The sequence below is a fragment of the Sphingomonas cavernae genome, from assembly GCF_003590775.1.
GTDB lineage: Bacteria > Pseudomonadota > Alphaproteobacteria > Sphingomonadales > Sphingomonadaceae > Sphingobium_A > Sphingobium_A cavernae.
The window spans coordinates 392,183-410,004 of the sequence record NZ_QYUM01000004.1 but is presented as its reverse complement, the minus strand read 5'-3'; the positions used below and the strand labels follow the sequence as shown (position 1 = coordinate 410,004).

14 protein-coding genes and 1 tRNA gene are annotated in these 17,822 nt (G+C 63.0%); 6 read left to right on the top strand and 9 right to left on the bottom strand.

Annotated elements, in window-relative coordinates:
* Both D3876_RS17290 and D3876_RS17285 read left to right on the top strand, forming a co-directional pair.
* Complete coding sequence (locus D3876_RS17290; RefSeq protein WP_119764620.1) at positions 1 to 738, top strand: glutathione S-transferase family protein; 738 nt, start codon at positions 1 to 3, stop codon at positions 736 to 738.
* 125 nt (positions 739 to 863) lie between these two features.
* The gene (locus D3876_RS17285; RefSeq protein ID WP_119764618.1) at positions 864 to 1,262 is read left to right on the top strand and encodes a YidH family protein; all 399 of its coding nucleotides are present in this window, start codon (positions 864 to 866) and stop codon (positions 1,260 to 1,262) included.
* A gap of 18 nt (positions 1,263 to 1,280) precedes the next feature.
* Here the strand turns inward: D3876_RS17285 and D3876_RS17280 are convergent, their stop codons facing one another.
* Positions 1,281 to 1,640, bottom strand: a complete 360-nt coding sequence (locus tag D3876_RS17280; protein ID WP_119764616.1) for a DUF1622 domain-containing protein — start codon at positions 1,638 to 1,640, stop codon at positions 1,281 to 1,283.
* A 283-nt stretch (positions 1,641 to 1,923) separates the two neighbouring features.
* Between D3876_RS17280 and D3876_RS17275 the strand changes: the two genes are divergently transcribed.
* The 3 genes from D3876_RS17275 to D3876_RS17265 all read left to right on the top strand — a co-directional run bounded on the left by D3876_RS17275 (position 1,924) and on the right by D3876_RS17265 (position 4,452).
* Positions 1,924 to 3,108: a BamA/TamA family outer membrane protein gene (locus tag D3876_RS17275; protein WP_119764614.1), complete on the top strand. Its 1,185-nt coding sequence runs from the start codon at positions 1,924 to 1,926 to the stop codon at positions 3,106 to 3,108.
* Positions 3,109 to 3,214: 106 nt separating this feature from the next.
* Positions 3,215 to 3,613, top strand: coding sequence for a DNA breaking-rejoining protein (locus D3876_RS17270; RefSeq protein ID WP_147417686.1), 399 nt, complete (start codon positions 3,215 to 3,217; stop codon positions 3,611 to 3,613).
* A gap of 170 nt (positions 3,614 to 3,783) precedes the next feature.
* Positions 3,784 to 4,452 (top strand): hypothetical protein, encoded by a 669-nt coding sequence (locus D3876_RS17265; RefSeq protein ID WP_119764610.1) that lies wholly within the window; start codon positions 3,784 to 3,786, stop codon positions 4,450 to 4,452.
* A 38-nt stretch (positions 4,453 to 4,490) separates the two neighbouring features.
* Here D3876_RS17265 and D3876_RS17260 read toward each other — a convergent pair whose 3' ends face one another.
* The 5 genes from D3876_RS17260 to dapB all read right to left on the bottom strand — a co-directional run bounded on the left by D3876_RS17260 (position 4,491) and on the right by dapB (position 7,118).
* Positions 4,491 to 5,183, bottom strand: a complete 693-nt coding sequence (locus tag D3876_RS17260) for a lysozyme inhibitor LprI family protein (protein WP_147417685.1) — start codon at positions 5,181 to 5,183, stop codon at positions 4,491 to 4,493.
* Positions 5,172 to 5,248: transfer RNA gene (locus D3876_RS17255), tRNA-Arg, on the bottom strand. The genes D3876_RS17260 and D3876_RS17255 overlap by 12 nt, the downstream gene beginning before the upstream one ends.
* Before the next feature lie 90 nt (positions 5,249 to 5,338).
* Positions 5,339 to 5,719 carry a hypothetical protein gene (locus D3876_RS17250; protein WP_119764606.1) on the bottom strand — a complete coding sequence of 127 codons (381 nt, stop codon included), beginning with the start codon at positions 5,717 to 5,719 and terminating at the stop codon, positions 5,339 to 5,341.
* A complete protein-coding gene (nth, locus tag D3876_RS17245; protein WP_119764604.1) occupies positions 5,719 to 6,393 on the bottom strand; it encodes an endonuclease III in 675 nt (224 codons plus the stop codon). Before nth ends, D3876_RS17250 begins: the two co-directional genes overlap by 1 nt.
* On the bottom strand, positions 6,390 to 7,118 hold the full coding sequence (dapB, locus tag D3876_RS17240; RefSeq protein WP_119764602.1) for a 4-hydroxy-tetrahydrodipicolinate reductase: 729 nt from the start codon (positions 7,116 to 7,118) through the stop codon (positions 6,390 to 6,392). Before dapB ends, nth begins: the two co-directional genes overlap by 4 nt.
* Positions 7,119 to 7,368: 250 nt before the next feature.
* On the opposite strand from dapB, the gene D3876_RS17235 reads away from it, so the two are divergent.
* Positions 7,369 to 7,701 carry an SMR family transporter gene (locus D3876_RS17235; RefSeq protein ID WP_119764600.1) on the top strand — a complete coding sequence of 111 codons (333 nt, stop codon included), beginning with the start codon at positions 7,369 to 7,371 and terminating at the stop codon, positions 7,699 to 7,701.
* Positions 7,702 to 8,014: 313 nt separating this feature from the next.
* On the opposite strand, the gene D3876_RS17230 is transcribed toward D3876_RS17235, so the two are convergent.
* The 3 genes from D3876_RS17230 to rpoB form a co-directional block, all read right to left on the bottom strand.
* Positions 8,015 to 8,851, bottom strand: coding sequence for an outer membrane protein (locus D3876_RS17230; protein WP_119764598.1), 837 nt, complete (start codon positions 8,849 to 8,851; stop codon positions 8,015 to 8,017).
* Between the two features lie 323 nt (positions 8,852 to 9,174).
* Complete coding sequence (gene rpoC / locus D3876_RS17225) at positions 9,175 to 13,431, bottom strand: DNA-directed RNA polymerase subunit beta' (protein ID WP_119764596.1); 4,257 nt, start codon at positions 13,429 to 13,431, stop codon at positions 9,175 to 9,177.
* Between the two features lie 174 nt (positions 13,432 to 13,605).
* Positions 13,606 to 17,754 carry a DNA-directed RNA polymerase subunit beta gene (gene rpoB / locus D3876_RS17220; RefSeq protein WP_119765627.1) on the bottom strand — a complete coding sequence of 1,383 codons (4,149 nt, stop codon included), beginning with the start codon at positions 17,752 to 17,754 and terminating at the stop codon, positions 13,606 to 13,608.
* Between the last annotated feature and the right edge of the window lie 68 nt (positions 17,755 to 17,822).

Here is a 17,822-nt window from a genome sequence, read left to right as displayed (position 1 = left end):
ATGAAAATCATCGGCAGTTTTGTAAGTCCTTATGTGCGCAAGGTTCTCGCCTGCGTCGCGCTCAAGGGGCTGGACTATGAGATCGACCCGATCACCCCCTTTTTCGGTAACGACGATTTTGGGCGGATAAGCCCGCTGCGCCGCATCCCCGTGTTGATCGACGGGGATCTCGAGATCTGCGATTCATCGGTGATCTGCGCCTATCTCGAGGAAGCCTATCCGGGGCACCCGCTCTTGCCTGCGGATATCCGCGATCGTGCGCGTGCACGCTGGCTGGAGGAGTTCGCGGACACGCGCCTCGGCGACATATTCATCTGGGGCTTGTTCTATCAGCGTGTCGTTCATCCAGCCGTATGGAAGGAGCCCGGCGACGATGCACGCGTCGAGAAGACTTTGGCCGAGGATGTGCCGTCGGTCTTGGATTATCTGGAGGGGCAGCTTCCCGCGGACGCTTTCCTGTTCGGCGACATAGGTCTTGCCGATATCGCAATCGCCTCCTTTTTCCGCAACGCGGCCTATGCCGGATTTACGGTCGACGCGGCGCAGTGGCCCCGCGTCGCGTCTTTTCTGGACCGCGCCTTTGCGCATCAAGCGCTCGCGAGCCTCATGCCCTTCGAAAACGCGCAGCTTGGCACCAGCGTCGGGGGACGACGGCAGGCGTTGCTCGACGCCGGAGCGACTTTAACCGCTGAATCGGTCGGGACGCGAGAACCGCGACGCGGCATCATGGCGCTCTGAGCGATAAGGAGCGGGCAGCAACGCCCTTATCTAGGTGTAGACGTCCCCATAAATACCGCGCAAGCTGAGCATGCGCGCGGGTGGAATGCGCCGTGCGCTTGGATGCGTATGCCAGGAGATAGCCAATGCCTGTGAGTGAAACTGTGTCACACGTGAAAGCGCCGGGTCTTCCAAGCGATATGGGTCAGATCAGAACGATCATGGCCGCGGACCGGACGCTGATGGCCTGGCTGCGCACAGCGCTGTCCATGTTCAGTTTCGGCTTCACCATCTACAAGTTTCTCGAGGGCATTGGCTCCCACCGGGACCTCGCGCACCCGAACAGTCCTCAGCAGGTGGGGATGTTCCTCACCGGCATGGGGACGCTCGCCATCGTGCTGGGAACGATAAGCTATTGGGCGACGCTGAAGGACCTCAAGCAAACCGAAGAGTTCCGCCTGGGCCGCCCCATCCTGATCATGGCGCTGATGATGTCGATTGCAGGCGTGGCGTTGTTCGTCACCATTGCCACCAGATTGATCTGAACGAGGTTCCGTGGGCGTTCAGGGTTGCTTGCCCGCGGACGCCGACGGTTCGCCCATCTCGGAGATATCGCGCTCGAGAAAGAAGCTGAGCCCGGTGCGGATCGCCGCGATCGAGGCGAGCTTGCCGATATCGTCCCAGGTTGGCGCCACCGCGGTCCGAATGATGTCCGCGCCCAGTGCGAATTCTAGCGCGAGCAGAATCCAGGTCGCAAAGCGAAGCCAGACCTCGCGCCGCGACCAGGTGCCGGGGCGCTGTGTAACAAGGTGCGTGACAACCCGGACGAGCGCCTCGATCGCGCCGTAGGCAACGATGATCACCACCGTTATTTCGAGCATGAGCGCCGAATAGGATGCGGCGATCTTGAGCGATTCTTCCATGGATTTCGTACCCTTGTTCCGGCGGCGGCGCATTGGTCGCGGGCGAACTCCGCTAGCGCCCCCAAGGAATGGAGGTGCATGATTACTATGTGCGGAGCGGCGTTGGCATTGGGGTTAACCCCGGGTCGGCGTCATGAATCTCCCGATTTTATGCCGGATGGTGCGCCACGCGACATCGGCCGCGACGGTCAGGCAATGCTGGCATGGGGTTTGTCCCGATATACCTCCGCCACGGGACTGGTAATGGATTGGGGTTCCCGCAGGGCGCGGTGGAGGATCCTTCATGGAGCTTTCAATTCGGCTTTCCTCGCAGAAGGGTCTCGCAACCGTGGCGCTTGCGATGATCGCCGTACCGGCGTCCGCACAGCAGGGCCCGATAGATGAAACCATTCGGCCTCGCCCGGGGGACGCGGCCATCGATCCCGCCAGCGTGGAGCCGCGCTCGGTCGAAAAGACGAAAAAGAAGAGGGATTTGCTGATCGCGCCCGTGCCCTTTTCCAGTCCGACGACCGGGACAGGGCTCGCGGTGGGAGGCGTTGCTTTCTACAATCCCAACAATGGGCCGCACCAATGGGTCACGGGCGGCGGCCTCATCTGGAGCAGCGGCGGCTCCAAGGGCTTCGGCGCATTCCACACCATGTCGTTCGACAAGGACCGGTTCCGGGTCAATGCGACATTTTCCTATTTCGATGCGCGCAGCAAATTCTATGGAATCGGAGCCGAAGACGGCGATCGTGGTGAGGCGCTTGAACTTGCCAGCGAGAAATTCAGCTTTCAGGTGCGTGCACAGATGCGCGCCTTTCCGCACGGCTTTGTCGGCTTGCGCTACAAACTCACTGCGACCGACGCCGCGCCAAGGGACACGGGGGCCACGCCGCCGCCGTCCACGTCGCCGCCGCCCGCCGATCAACTGCACAGCACCTTGTCCATGCTGGGCCCGATGATCGCTTATGACACGCGCGACAGCCACACCCAGCCGCACAGTGGCGTTTACGGCGTCGCCACCTGGCTGTTCGGCACCAAGGCTCTGGGGGACAGTTATGAGCACAACAAGCTCACGCTTGTGGGCAGCGCATATCTTCCCTTCGGTTCCGACACGGTGTTTGCAGTGAACGGGACGCTCTGTTCGACGGGCGGCGAGGCGCCCTATTACGACCTGTGCCTGTTTGGCTCGAGCGGGGTCCTGCGCGGATATCCAAGCGGCCGTTATCGTGATGGCGCCAGTTGGGCGGTCCAGGGCGAATTACGCCATCAGTTCGCGAAGCGCTGGGGCGGCGTCGCCTTTTTCGGCGTGGGTGGCATTGCGCCTTCGGTCGGCGATTTTCTGGACGATGGTAATGTGCTTCCCGCAGCGGGGGTGGGCGTGCGCTATCGGCCGTTCAAGAATAATGACGTCCATCTCCGCCTCGACGTGGCGATCGGAAAGAACGATCACGGCGTCTATCTCGGTATCGGCGAAGCCTTTTGAATTGTGCCCTGCAAAAATCCCCTCTCTGGTATTTCCCGCGCGCGAGTAGTTTTTTGCTCACCGCACTGCCCAAGCCATGCCAAGCTCTGCAACGATGGAGGATGAGATGAAACATATTGCAGCGATTTGCGCGGCCGCGATGCTGGCAGCTACGCCGGTCGTCGCGCAGGACGCGACGCGGACGACGAGGGTAGAGTTCGCCAAGGGCGCAACGTCCAAAGCCATCACGGGGTCGGTCAAGGGTTATGATACTGCGATCTATGTGATCGGCGCGCGCGCCGGGCAGACGATGACGGTCACCCTCAAGACCTCGAACGCCTCGAACTATTTCACCGTCATGGCGCCAGCCGCCGACGAGGCGCTGTTCGACGGAACGATCAACGGCAACAGTTTCAAGGGCAAGTTGCCCGCGAGCGGCGACTATCAGGTGCGCGTTTTCCTGATGCGCAATGCCGCGCGCCGGAACGAGGTTGGCAAATACACGCTGACGTTCGGTATCAAATAAGCATTTCGGACCTTGCTCCTGGTGTCCTGATTGCTGGAAACCGTCGAGCGTGGCGCCGCGAGGGCATCAACAATGTGGCGTGCGTGGGCGTTGCGGGCGAGTTCCAGGCCGCAACCAGTCGAGATGTGCCGGAGGCCGCAAGTCGGCCCTTTTTTCGGAAGGGGGAGGGAATGAGCTTCTTCACGATTCTGCGTTCGATCGAAGACCTGCTTTACGAGGTGATGACCTGGCTGATCTTCTACCCTCGCACGATGTGGCAGGTGATCCGCCATCCGGGCAGGATGATCGACTATTCCGATCACGAGCAAAGCGACAAGCCGGAAGAGCAATATATCGACACGCTCAGCCCGCCGATGTTCCTGATGCTGACCATCCTGATCGCGCATGGCCTGCAAATCACCTTTCATGCCGAGGATCAGGAGCGACGGGGCGGCGTTGCGGCGCTCCTCGGGGGCTCGCAGGAAAATTTGCTGATCCTGCAGGTTGTCTTGTTCAGCATCTACCCCTTGATGTTCGCGCTTGGCCTGCTCAAGCGCAGCGACCAGCCGCTCGACCGCAAGACGCTGCGCGCACCATTTTTCAGCCAATGTTATCTGGGCGCACTGTTTGCGCTCTTGCTGACGATCGCTTCGATCATGCTTCGGGCAAAGATGATCGAGATTCAGGTTGCGGGATTGGTGCTCTCGCTCGCGACAGGTCTCTGGTACATGGCGATCCAGTCGGTCTGGCTCTCGGAGCATCTGAAGATCACGCGCGTCCGCGCGGCGGGGCTATCCTTTCGTACATTGGTCAAGGCGACACTGATCAACGCGGCGTTCAGTTCGCTTTTCTTCGTGTAGTTCGGCTCAGCTTGCGCGCTACGGCCGGAAGTCACCGTTCAATGCGATATGCCAATGCACTTCATTTTAGACGTTCCTGAGCCCACCACTTCGGGCTGCTCGAACGTGCCTTCGAGCAATGCATAGGGGCGCCAGTCCGAATGTTCGAAGCGTTGCATTGCGACGCCGATCCGTTTTCCCTTCGACCAGATGACGAGCGCGCGTTTGCGCAGGATGCGCGCCTCCGCGCCCTCAGGCAGCCACGAAGCCGCGCACCGGTAGCGCGGCGCCTCCGCGCCGTCGGGTTCGAGCAGTGTGCGGAGCAGGATGGTGCGCTCCTCATAGGCATCGGCGGTGCATTGACGATGATTCTCCTTAAACGCGCACCGACTGCGGCGCTTGAACCATTCAGCCTGCGGCTCGATCAAGGGCGGCAGACCCGTGACCGGCGTCGCGTCGAGTTGGGTGAGCATCGCACCCATTTCGGCATCGCGCGCTCTGAGATCGTAATCGTCGCATACCAGCATGTCGGTGGCGTATGCCGGAGCGGCGCAATTCGCCTGGAGTTGCTCTTGCGGCGGCGGGACCGCTGCTTGTGCCCAGAAGACCAGCGCCGCAACCAGCGTCATGGCGTTCTTCCAATTGCCAGGGCCTCTAACCACCCATTTTGCCATCGATTGCCCAACATATTTCTGTCGGGTGTTTTTAGGAATGGCTGATTTTCTGAGGTCTTCAGGGATTGGCGCACCCAAGAGGATTCGAACCTCTGGCCTCTGCCTTCGGAGGGCAGCGCTCTATCCAGCTGAGCTATGGGTGCGTACGCGCTTCACAGCGTGTAAAGCGCGCTTAGCAAAGCCGATTGCGCTTGGCGAGGGGTTTCGTCGCCCCCAATCACCTCTTGGGCCAATCACTTCCTGGCGATGTCCACCGGCTGAAATTGGCCAAGACCGCAACTCGGGCCCGGGATCGAGGGGGGCGTACGCAACACGGTGATGATGTCGGTCGAGCAGAGCTGATTGAGCGAAGTCTTGTAGGAAAACCGCTCCTCAAAACCGAGCGAACTGCACGAATAGGGCAGTTCGTTTCGATATACCCTGCCACCCGTCATGTGGAAATCGATGACCTTGTCACCGTGCACGCGCGTCTCGCGGATCTGATTGAGCGTGACGCAACTCACCGCTTTGCCACTGGGCGTGGCTGGGGGCACGGCATTGCGATCCTTCTTCGCCTGAACCGAGCCGCCGGTCGTGAGCAGGGCGAGGGCGGCAACAGCGACGAGCGCGCGCATCAGATGTCTCCTTGGGTTTTTGCTCGGCGAGTTTGCTTCGGTGGAGATGACTTGGGCCTGAACGCGCAGAGATCGGCGACCTTGCAGCGCCAGCATTCGGGCGTGCGCGCCTTGCAGACATAGCGGCCGTGCAGAATCAACCAGTGATGCGCGTGGAGGCGAAAGGGCTGGGGGACCGCTTTTTCGAGCTTCTTCTCGACCGCGAGCGGGGTCTTGCCGGGCGCGAGGCCGGTGCGGTTGCCCACGCGGAAGATATGCGTGTCGACCGCGAAGGTTTCGGCACCGAAGGCGCTGTTCATCACGACATTGGCGGTCTTGCGCCCGACGCCGGGGAGCTTTTCGAGGGCATCGCGATCGGCGGGCACTTCGCTCCCATGCTCGGAGATCAATTGTTCGGAGAGCGCGATGACGTTCTTCGCCTTGGCGTTGAACAGGCCGATGGTCTTGATATGCTCCTTGAGCCCGTCTTCGCCGAGCGCGACCATCGCTTCGGGCGTCTGCACCTCCTGGAACAGCCGGCGCGTCGCCTTGTTGACGCCGACATCGGTTGCCTGCGCCGACAGCACGACGGCGACGAGCAGCGTGAAATTGTTCACATATTCGAGTTCGGTCTCGGGCGCCGGATTGTCCTCGGCCAGCCGCGCGAAGAACTCGACGATATCGGCCTTCTTCACAGCCCGAGCACGTCCGCCATCCGGTAGCGCCCGGCGGGCTTGCCCGCGAGCCAGAGCGCCGCCCTGACTGCGCCTTGTGCGAAGATTGCGCGGCTTTCGGCACGGTGGCCCAGCTCGATGCGCTCGCCATTGCCTGCCAGGATCACCATGTGATCGCCCGCGACCGAGCCTCCCCTGAGTGCAGCGAAACCGATCTGGCCCTCCTTGCGCGCGCCGGTCAGACCGTCGCGGCCGCGATCGCTGTGCGTGGCGAGATCGACGCCGCGCCCTTCGGCTGCTGCTGCCCCGAGCAGCAGCGATGTGCCCGAAGGCGCATCGACCTTGTGGCGATGATGCATTTCGACGATTTCGATGTCCCAGTCGGGTCCGAGCCGCGCGGCGGCCTGCTTCACGAGCGCGGAGAGCAGCGTGACGCCGAGCGAGGTATTGCCCGTCTGGAGCACCGCGACATGCTGCGCGGCATCGTCGACATTCTGCAGATCGTCGGCGCTGAGCCCCGTGGTGCCCACCACGATCGGCTTGCCCGCCGCGACCGCGGCGCCGAGATTGCCGACCAGCGCCGACGGCACCGAGAAATCGACCAGCACATCGGCCTCGCGCGCCAGCGCCATCGGATCGCCGCCCGCATCGACGCCGCCCGCATAATCCGCGCCCGCTGCGCCGATCGCATCGCGGATGGCCTGGCCCATGCGCCCTTCGCTGCCGTAAATCCCGATTTTCGTCATGCTCCTGAACCCGTCCTTTCGCGGCCGGCTATGAGCGAGGCGGATGCGCCTGTCCACGCCCGGCGGTGCCCTTAACTTCGCTTAGCTTCGCAAACTTCCCACAAACGCGCATGTTGATTCGGCTTCCCTTTTGGGGATGCCGAATCGCGCCTGCGGCAAACATGGCAGCAAGGGCGGATGTAGGACAGACGCCGCGCGGACGGCCCGGATCGCTCTTGCCCGATGCCGGAGAGGCTGCTTCAACCATGGCATGAACGCATATATCTACCTGGGCATCGCGATCGTGGCGGAGGTGATCGCGACCTCTGCGCTCAAGGCATCCGAAGGTTTCACGCGCTTTGGCCCAAGTGTGATCGTTGCAATCGGCTATGGCGTTGCCTTCTACGCGCTGTCACTGACCCTGAAGACGATCCCGGTCGGCATATCCTACGCGATCTGGTCGGGGGTCGGGATCATCCTGGTAACGGGCGTCGCGTGGGCGCTCTACGGCCAGAAGATCGACCTAGCGGGGATGGCCGGGATAGGGCTCATCATTGCCGGGGTGGCGGTGATCAACCTGTTTTCGCAGTCGGCAGGGCATTAGCGGCAGCCCGCGCCGCGACCCTGTTGCCTTATGGCCGCTCACGACCAAAAGGAGACCTTCTCCCTCAAGGGAGAAGGATACGGAGCCTTGATGCGCGTGAGCGCAGCTAGGCGGAGTTGGATGAGGGGCCGGAAGCTCGGGAGTCGTGCGTTGCCGTTGACTTACTCCCCCTCACCCAGCTCCGACTAGGCGGCACAGCCGCCAAGTCTGCGCAACCCTCTCCCTTGAGGGAGAGGGAGTTCGAGACGTCCGCTAACCACCGCTCGGCAGACATGCGAAGGGCTGGCCAGTCAGCCGGCCCCTCGCGATCACATCAAAACCGCCAGTTGAGCGTCGCCGCGAAGGTTGAGCTTGAGAAGTCGCTGCCCGAGCGGCGGATGTCGGTGCCCGCGGCATTGGCGGTGATGAAGGGATTGCCCGCGGTTCCGCCCGACGCGCGGACCGTGAAATCCTTGGGGCTGAGCTTGGTGTAGAGATATTGCACGCCGAGCGACATATAGGGGGTCAGCTTCTGCTCGACGCCCGCACCGGCTTTCCAGCCCCAGGCCGCCGATTTGCCGCTGCCGACGAATTTGCTGTCGTCGTTGCTGGTGATGAAGTCGCTTTTGAACTTGCCCCAAGCGCCGCCGCCGGTGACGTAGAACAGCGCATTGCCTGCCGCGACGCCGGCGCGGGCGCGCAGACCCAGCTCGTGCTCCAGCTTGCGGCGGAAGACATAGGCGTCGGGCGTGCTGGTGAAGCCCGAGACGCTGTCGGTCAGGCCAGGATAGCGATATTCGGCGACGAGCCCGACGACGAAATTGCCGAACTGCTTGTCATAGCCCGCATGGGCGGCGATATCGAACTTGTCCTTGTCCTTGAAGCAGCCCGCGCCGACGCGGTCGCCGGCGGCGCGGCCGTCGCAATAGCCTGGCGCGAAGAGATCGACCGTCGGCGCGGCGGCGGTGGCGATCATGTCGTCATACTGGCCGTCGAGATCCTTGTCGAAGACGAGCGTCTCGTTCGATGCGCCGCTGGCGTAGCGCGCGCCGGCCTGGAGCCCGACATAGGGGCCGGTCCAGACTTCGTCGTCATTGCTCTGGGCGAGGGCGGGGGAGGTGGCGACGCCGGACAGGGCGAACGCGAGCGCGAAACGGCATATGGATTTCATGATGAGATGACCCCTTTAACGAACAGGCGCGCGACTGCGGCTGATTGCCGTCGTTCCGCCCGCATGCGCGCGAAAAAGGCGTCCGGGGGCTGAACGGGGGCTGAATATGGGGGCTTGGCTACAGAAAGCCGCTCATCCTGAGGAGCCGTTGAGCGAAGCCGAAACGGCGTCTCGAAGGACGCACTGTGCAAAGTCCTTCGAGACGGGTCTTCGCCTGCGCTCAGCCCCTCCTCAGGACGAGCGGACGGGGCCGACGATCGACACAAAAAAGCCCCGCCGAATTGCTTCGGCGGGGCTTCCTGTTTTGCCGCGAGGCAAAAGGCTTACACTTCGGCGCCGTCCTCACCGTCGGTGTCGGCGACGACGACCGCGAGCGGATCATCGCCCGTATCGGCCTCAACCGGCTGACGCAGCTCGGCAGCGTGCTCTTCGGCCGCCGAAGCGGGCGCGATGAGGCTTTCCTGCCAGGTGCGCTGCGATGCGCGAAGTGCGGCGTCGCGGCTGGTGGCGGTGACGCGCAGACGGTTCAGACCCGCGCCGGTACCGGCGGGGATGAGACGTCCGACGATCACGTTCTCCTTGAGGCCCATCAGCGTGTCCTTCTTGCCCTGGACCGAAGCCTCGGTAAGGACGCGCGTGGTCTCCTGGAAGGACGCGGCCGAGATGAAGCTGCGCGTCTGGAGCGAAGCCTTGGTGATGCCGAGCAGCACCGGCTTGCCCTGCGCGGGCTGGAAGCCCGGCTGCAGCTTTTCGTTGATCTCGTCCATCTCCTCGCGATCGACCTGCTCGCCCGCCAGCAGCGTGGTGTCGCCGCCATCGGTGATCTCGACCTTTTGCAGCATCTGGCGAACGATCGTCTCGATGTGCTTGTCGTTGATCTTCACGCCCTGGAGTCGATAGACTTCCTGGATTTCCGACACGAGATATTCCGCGAGCGGCTCGATACCGAGCACCTCGAGAATGTCATGCGGATCAGGCGAGCCGCCGATCAGGTTGTCGCCGCGCTTGACGTAATCGCCTTCCTGCACGTCGATAACCTTGGACTTCGGGATGAGGTACTCAACGACCTCGCCACCGTCCTCGGGCTGGATGCCGATCTTGCGCTTGGCCTTGTAGTCCTTGCCGAAGACGACGCGGCCCGAGACCTTCGCGATGATCGCGTTTTCCTTGGGCTTGCGCGCCTCGAACAGCTCGGCCACGCGCGGCAGACCGCCCGTGATGTCGCGGGTCTTGGCGGCTTCGCGGCTGGCGCGCGCCAGCACGTCACCGGCATGGACTTCCGCCCCATCCTCGACCGAGAGCGTGGTGCCCGGGGTCAGCATGTAGCGGCCGGCCTCGCCCGAATTGGCGTCGAGCAGCGTCAGGCGCGGACGGAGATCTTCCTTCGAGCGCGTGGGCGCACGATATTCGATCACGACGCGCTGGGCGATACCCGTGGCTTCGTCGGTCTGCTCGGTCAGCGTCTTGCTGTCGATCAGGTCCTGATACTTCACGACACCCGGGTTCTCGGTGATCACCGGCATGGTGAACGGATCCCACTCGGCCAACCGGTCGCCCTTGGTGACCTTCGCCTTGTCGTCGACAAGGACATAGGCGCCGTAGGGGATGCGGTGCACCGCACGCTCGCGGCCTTCGCTGTCGATGATCGCCAGCTCGCCCGAACGGGCCAGAACGACGCGGCGGTCGCGCTTGTCGACGATCACGCGGAGATCACGGTACTCGACCGAGCCATCCGAAACCGCTTCGAGGTTCGACTGCTCGTTGAGCTGCGCCGCACCACCGATGTGGAAGGTACGCATCGTAAGCTGCGTGCCCGGCTCACCGATCGACTGCGCCGCGATGACGCCGACGGCTTCACCGATGTTCACCGGCGTACCGCGTGCGAGGTCACGCCCGTAGCACTTGCCGCAGACGCCCTGCTTGCTTTCGCAGATCAGAGGCGAGCGGATCTTCATCCCCTGGATGCCGATCGCTTCGATCTGCGCGATCATCGGTTCGTCGAGCAAGGTGCCCGAAGGGATGACGATTTCGCCGGTCTTGGCATCGACGACGTCTTCCGCGGTGGTGCGACCAAGGATACGCTCGCCGAGCGACGCGATGGTCGAACCGCCCTGGACGATCGCCTTCATCTCGAGGGCGCGGCTGGTGCCGCAATCCTCTTCGATGACGACGCAATCCTGGCTGACGTCGACCAGACGACGGGTCAGGTAACCCGAGTTCGCCGTCTTGAGCGCGGTGTCGGCCAGACCCTTGCGGGCGCCGTGGGTGGAGTTGAAGTATTCAAGGACGGTTAGCCCTTCCTTGAAGTTCGAGATGATCGGCGTCTCGATGATCTCGCCCGAAGGCTTGGCCATCAGGCCGCGCATGCCCGCGAGCTGCTTGATCTGCGCGGCGCTACCACGCGCACCGGAGTGCGCCATCATGTAGATCGCGTTGATCGGCTTTTCGCGGCCGGTCTCCTCGTCCTTCTTGACCGCCTGGATTTCCTTCATCATCGCCGCAGCAACCTGGTCACCGCAACGCGACCACGCGTCGATCACCTTGTTGTACTTTTCCTGCTGCGTGATCAGGCCGTCCTGATACTGCTGCTCGTAATCCTTCACGAGCTCGCGGGTCTCGTCGACCAGCGCCACCTTCTCGCCGGGGATGATCATGTCGTCCTTGCCGAACGAGATGCCCGCCTTGAACGCGTGACGGAAGCCGAGCGCCATGATCGCGTCGGCGAACAGCACGGTCTCCTTCTGGCCGGTGTGACGATAGACCTCGTCGATCACGTCGCCGATGTCCTTCTTGGTGAGAAGGCGGTTGACGGTCTCGAAGGGGACCTTGTGGCTCTTGGGGAGGCACTCGCCGAGCAGCATGCGGCCCGGCGTCGTCTCGTAGCGCTTGAGGTACTGGTTGCCTTCCTCGTCGGTCTGCGGAACGCGGCTGATCACCTTGGTGTGCAGCGTCACGGCGCCGGCGTTGATCGCCTGGTGCACCTCGGCCATGTCCGAAAGCAGCATGCCCTCGCCGGGCTCGCCTTCCTTCAGCATCGACAGATAATAGAGGCCGAGGACCATGTCCTGCGAGGGGACGATGATCGGCTTGCCGTTGGCGGGGCTGAGGATGTTGTTGGTCGACATCATCAGCACGCGCGCCTCGAGCTGGGCTTCCAGCGAGAGGGGAACGTGCACCGCCATCTGGTCACCGTCGAAGTCGGCGTTGAACGCCGAGCAGACCAGCGGGTGAAGCTGGATCGCCTTGCCCTCGATCAGCACGGGCTCGAACGCCTGGATGCCCAGACGGTGGAGCGTCGGCGCGCGGTTCAGCAGAACCGGGTGTTCGCGGATCACCTCGTCGAGGATGTCCCAGACTTCCTTGCGCTCTTTCTCGACCCATTTCTTCGCCTGCTTGAGGGTCATCGACAGACCCTTGGCGTCAAGGCGGGCGTAGATGAAGGGCTTGAACAGTTCGAGCGCCATCTTCTTCGGAAGGCCGCACTGGTGCAGCTTGAGTTCGGGACCGGTCACGATCACGGAACGGCCCGAATAGTCGACGCGCTTGCCGAGCAGGTTCTGACGGAAGCGGCCCTGCTTGCCCTTGAGCATGTCGGACAGCGACTTCAGCGGACGCTTGTTGGCGCCGGTGATCACGCGACCACGACGACCGTTGTCGAACAGCGCGTCGACGGCTTCCTGCAGCATGCGCTTTTCGTTGCGGACGATGATGTCCGGCGCGCGCAGCTCCATCAGGCGCTTGAGGCGGTTGTTACGGTTGATGACGCGACGATAGAGGTCGTTCAGATCCGAAGTCGCGAAGCGGCCGCCGTCGAGCGGCACCAGCGGGCGCAGTTCGGGCGGAATGACCGGGATCACCTCGAGGATCATCCACTCCGGGCGGTTGCCCGATTCAAGGAAGCTTTCAACGACCTTGAGGCGCTTGATGATCTTCTTGGGCTTCAGCTCGGACTTGGTGACGGCCAGCTCTTCGAGCAGGTCCTTGCGCTCACCCTCGAGGTCGAGTTCCTCGAGCATGCGGCGCACGGCTTCTGCGCCGATGCCGGCGGTGAAGGCGTCCTCGCCATATTCGTCCTGCGCGTCGAGCAGCTCGTCCTCGGTGAGGAGCGAGAACTTCTCGAGCGGCGTCAGGCCGGGCTCGATCACGATATAGGCTTCGAAATAGAGGACGCGCTCGAGCTGCTTAAGCTGCATGTCGAGCAGCAGGCCGATGCGCGACGGCAGCGACTTCAGAAACCAGATGTGCGCGACGGGCGCGGCGAGCTCGATATGGCCCATGCGCTCGCGGCGAACCTTCGAGACGGTAACCTCGACGCCGCACTTTTCGCAGACGATGCCCTTGTACTTCATGCGCTTGTACTTGCCGCACAGGCACTCGTAATCCTTGATCGGGCCGAAGATGCGCGCGCAGAACAGGCCGTCGCGCTCGGGCTTGAACGTGCGGTAGTTGATCGTCTCGGGCTTCTTGATCTCACCGAAGGACCACGAACGGATGCGGTCGGGCGAAGCGATGCCGATCTGAATCTGGTCGAAGGTCTCGGCCTTCGCGATCGGATTTGCGAAATTGGTCAGTTCGTTCATTCTCAGTTCCCTCATTTTGACCCTCTCCCGCTTTCGCGGGAGAGGAGGGACCCGCCGGCGGAGCCGGAGGGAGGTGAGGGTCTTCTTCTTCCTTCGGATTCAATCAGCAGAAGGAAGAAGAAGACCCTCACCCAACCCTCTCCCGCGAAGGCGGGAGAGGGCTCATTGTTCAAATCACTCCGCGGCTTCGGCGATGTCGCCGTCGTCCTGATCCACGATCGAGGTCAGTTCGACATTGAGGCCGAGCGAGCGCATTTCCTTGACGAGCACGTTGAAGCTCTCGGGAATGCCAGCCTCGAAGGTGTCGTCGCCCTTGACGATCGCTTCGTAGACCTTGGTGCGGCCGACGACGTCGTCGGACTTCACCGTGAGCATTTCCTGGAGCGTGTACGCCGCACCATAAGCCTGCAGCGCCCAGACCTCCATCTCACCGAAGCGCTGGCCGCCGAACTGCGCCTTGCCGCCCAGCGGCTGCTGGGTGACGAGCGAGTAGGGGCCGATCGAACGCGCGTGGATCTTGTCGTCGACAAGGTGGTGGAGCTTCAGCATGTAGATGTAGCCCACGGTCACCTTGCGGTCGAACATGTCGCCCGTACGACCGTCGAACAGCTCGACCTGACCCGAGGTGTCGAGGCCGGCAAGCGCCAGCATGTTCGCCACGTCCGCTTCGCGGGCGCCGTCGAACACCGGGGTCGCCATCGGCACGCCGTTTTTCAGATGCTCGGCAAGCTCGATCACCTGCGGCGTCGTGCGTGCCTCGATCTCGGCGTGATACTGCTCGCCGTAGACGGTCTTGAGGCGATCGACCACCGCGGTCGGCGGCGAGCCGGCCTCGGGGTTGGGATTGGCCTCACGCCATGTTTCCAGCGCCTCGGTGATCTGACGGCCAAGGCCGCGCGCGGCCCAGCCCAGATGCGTCTCGAAGATCTGCCCGACGTTCATGCGCGAAGGCACGCCCAGCGGGTTGAGCACGAGATCCACAGGGGTGCCGTCCTCGAGGAAGGGCATGTCTTCCGCGGGCAGGATGCGCGAGATGACGCCCTTGTTGCCGTGACGGCCGGCCATCTTGTCGCCCGGCTGCAGCTTGCGCTTCACCGCGACGAAGACCTTGACCATCTTGAGCACGCCCGGGGGCAGTTCGTCGCCGCGCTCGAGCTTCTCGCGACGGTCCTCGAACTTCTCGTTGATGAGCTTCACGGCCTCGTCATACTGCGCCTTGACGGCTTCGAGATCGGCCTGACGCTTGTCGTCCTGGACCGCGAACTTCCACCATTCGTGACGCTCGACCTCTTCGAGGAGCTCCTCGGTGATCTCGCTGCCCTTCTTGATGCCCTTGGGCGCCGCGGTTGCGACCTGACCAACGAGCATGTCCTTGAGGCGCGACCACGAAGCGCGGTTCAGAATGCCGCGCTCGTCGTCGGCGTCCTTGCGCAGACGTTCGATCTCCTCGCGCTCGATCGCCATCGCGCGCTCGTCCTTGTCGATGCCGTGGCGGTTGAACACGCGGACCTCGACCACCGTGCCCGCAACGCCCGGGGGCAGGCGGAGCGAGGTGTCGCGGACGTCCGAGGCCTTTTCACCGAAGATCGCGCGAAGGAGCTTTTCCTCCGGCGTCATCGGCGATTCACCCTTGGGCGTGATCTTGCCGCACAGAATGTCGCCCGGCTCCACTTCGGCGCCGATATAGACGATGCCCGCCTCGTCGAGGTTGCGCAGCGCTTCCTCGCCGACGTTCGGGATGTCGCGCGTGATGTCCTCGGGCCCGAGCTTGGTGTCGCGGGCCATGACCTCGAACTCCTCGATATGGATCGAGGTGAAGACGTCGTCCTTCACGATGCGTTCGGAAATGAGGATCGAGTCCTCATAATTGTAGCCGTTCCACGGCATGAACGCGACGAGGCTGTTGCGGCCGAGCGCGAGCTCGCCCAGCTCGGTCGACGGACCGTCGGCGATGATGTCGCCCTCGTTCACCACGTCGCCCACCTTCACCAGCGGACGCTGGTTGATGCAGGTGTTCTGGTTCGAACGCTGGAACTTCATCAGCGTGTAGATGTCGACGCCCGATTTGCCGGCCTCGACCTCGCCCGTCGCGCGAACGACGATACGCGTCGCGTCGACCTGGTCGACGATGCCCGAACGGCGTGCACCGATCGCAGCGCCCGAATCGCGCGCCACCGTCTCTTCCATGCCGGTGCCGACGAAGGGCGCTTCCGCCTTCACCAGCGGCACGGCCTGACGCTGCATGTTCGAGCCCATGAGCGCGCGGTTCGCGTCGTCGTTCTCGAGGAACGGGATCAGCGAGGCCGCGACCGAAACGAGCTGCTTCGGAGACACGTCCATCAGCGTGATGTGATCGCGCGGCGCCATCAGGAATTCGCCCGCTTCACGCGCGGAGATCAGCTCTTCGGTGAAGCTGCCGTCCTTGTTGAGCTCGGCGTTGGCCTGCGCGATCGTGTGCTTGGCCTCTTCCATCGCCGACAGATAGACGACGTCGCTCGTCACCTTGTTGTCGATGACCTTGCGGTACGGCGTTTCGATGAAGCCATACTTGTTGACGCGGCTGAACGACGCGAGGCTGTTGATCAGACCGATGTTCGGGCCTTCGGGCGTTTCGATCGGGCAGATACGGCCATAGTGCGTCGGGTGGACGTCGCGGACCTCGAAGCCCGCGCGCTCGCGGGTGAGGCCGCCCGGCCCGAGCGCCGAAACGCGGCGCTTGTGGGTGACTTCCGACAGCGGGTTGGTCTGGTCCATGAACTGCGAGAGCTGCGACGAACCGAAGAACTCGCGCACCGCGGCGACCGCGGGCTTGGCGTTGATCAGGTCGTTGGGCATGACGGTCGACACGTCGACCGAGCTCATGCGCTCCTTCACCGCACGTTCCATGCGGAGCAGGCCGATACGGTACTGGTTCTCGAGCAGCTCGCCCACCGAACGGACGCGGCGGTTGCCGAGATTGTCGATGTCGTCGATCTCGCCCTTGCCGTCCTTCAGGTCGACCAGCGTCTTGACGACCGCGAGGATGTCCTCGGTGCGGAGCGTCGTGACGGTGTCCTCGGCGTCGAGGTCGAGGCGCATGTTCAATTTTACACGACCCACGGCCGAAAGGTCATAGCGCTCGGGATCGAAGAACAGGCCGGCGAACAGCGCTTCGGCGGTCTCGCGCGTCGGCGGTTCGCCGGGGCGCATGACGCGGTAGATGTCCGAAAGCGCGTGGTCGCGGTCCTCGGCCTTGTCGGCCTTGAGCGTGTTGCGGATCCAGGGGCCGGTGTTGACGTGATCGATGTCGAGCAGTTCGAGCTTCTCGATGCCCGCCTTGTCGAGCTTTTCGAGATTCTCGGGCGAAACTTCGTCGCCCGCCTCGATATAGATCTCGCCGGTGGCTTCGTTGATCAGGTCATAGGCGGAATAGCGGCCGAAAATCTCTTCGGTCGGGATCAGCAGTTGCTCGAGCCCGTCCTTGGCGGCCTTGTTGGCGGCGCGCGGCGAAATCTTCTGGCCGGCTGGGAAGATGACCTCGCCCGATTTCGCGTCGACGACATCGAACGCGGGCTTCTGGCCGCGCCATTGCTCGGGGTTGAAGGGGATGACCCAGCCGCCTTCGCCACGAACGAAGGTAACCTTGTTGTAGAAGTGGCTGAGGATGTCCTCGGAGTTGAGGCCGAGCGCAAAAAGCAGCGCCGTTACCGGCAGCTTGCGCTTGCGGTCGATGCGGACGTTGACGATGTCCTTGGCGTCGAACTCGAAGTCGAGCCACGAGCCGCGATACGGGATCACGCGCGCGGCGAAGAGATATTTGCCCGAGGCGTGGGTCTTGCCGCGGTCATGGTCGAACAGCACACCCGGCGAACGGTGCATCTGCGAGACGATGACGCGCTCGGTGCCGTTGATGAAGAAGGTGCCGTTCCCGGTCATGAGCGGCATGTCGCCCATGTAGACGTCCTGCTCCTTGATATCGAGGACCGAACGGGTGTCGGTATCCTGGTCCACCTCGAACACGATGAGGCGCAGCGTGACGCGCATCGGGGCGGCGTAGGTGATGCCGCGCTGGCGGCACTCTTCCACGTCGAACTTGGGCTCTTCGAGCTCGTAATGGACGAAGTCGAGTTCGGCGGTGCCCGCGAAATCGCGGATCGGGAACACCGAGCGGAGCGTCTTTTCAAGACCCGAGACATAGCCCGTCTTGGGGTCCGAACGAAGGAACTGTTCGTATGATTCGCGCTGAACCTCGATCAGATTCGGCATCTGCACGACTTCGTGGATGTTGCCGAAGACCTTCCGGATGCGCTTCTTGACGGTCGCCGGTGCTGCCTTGGTCGCCATGTGAATTTTCGCCTCGTATTCAAGAACATAGGCGCGCAAAAACGCCGAAAAGCCGCAGGCCTCCTTTT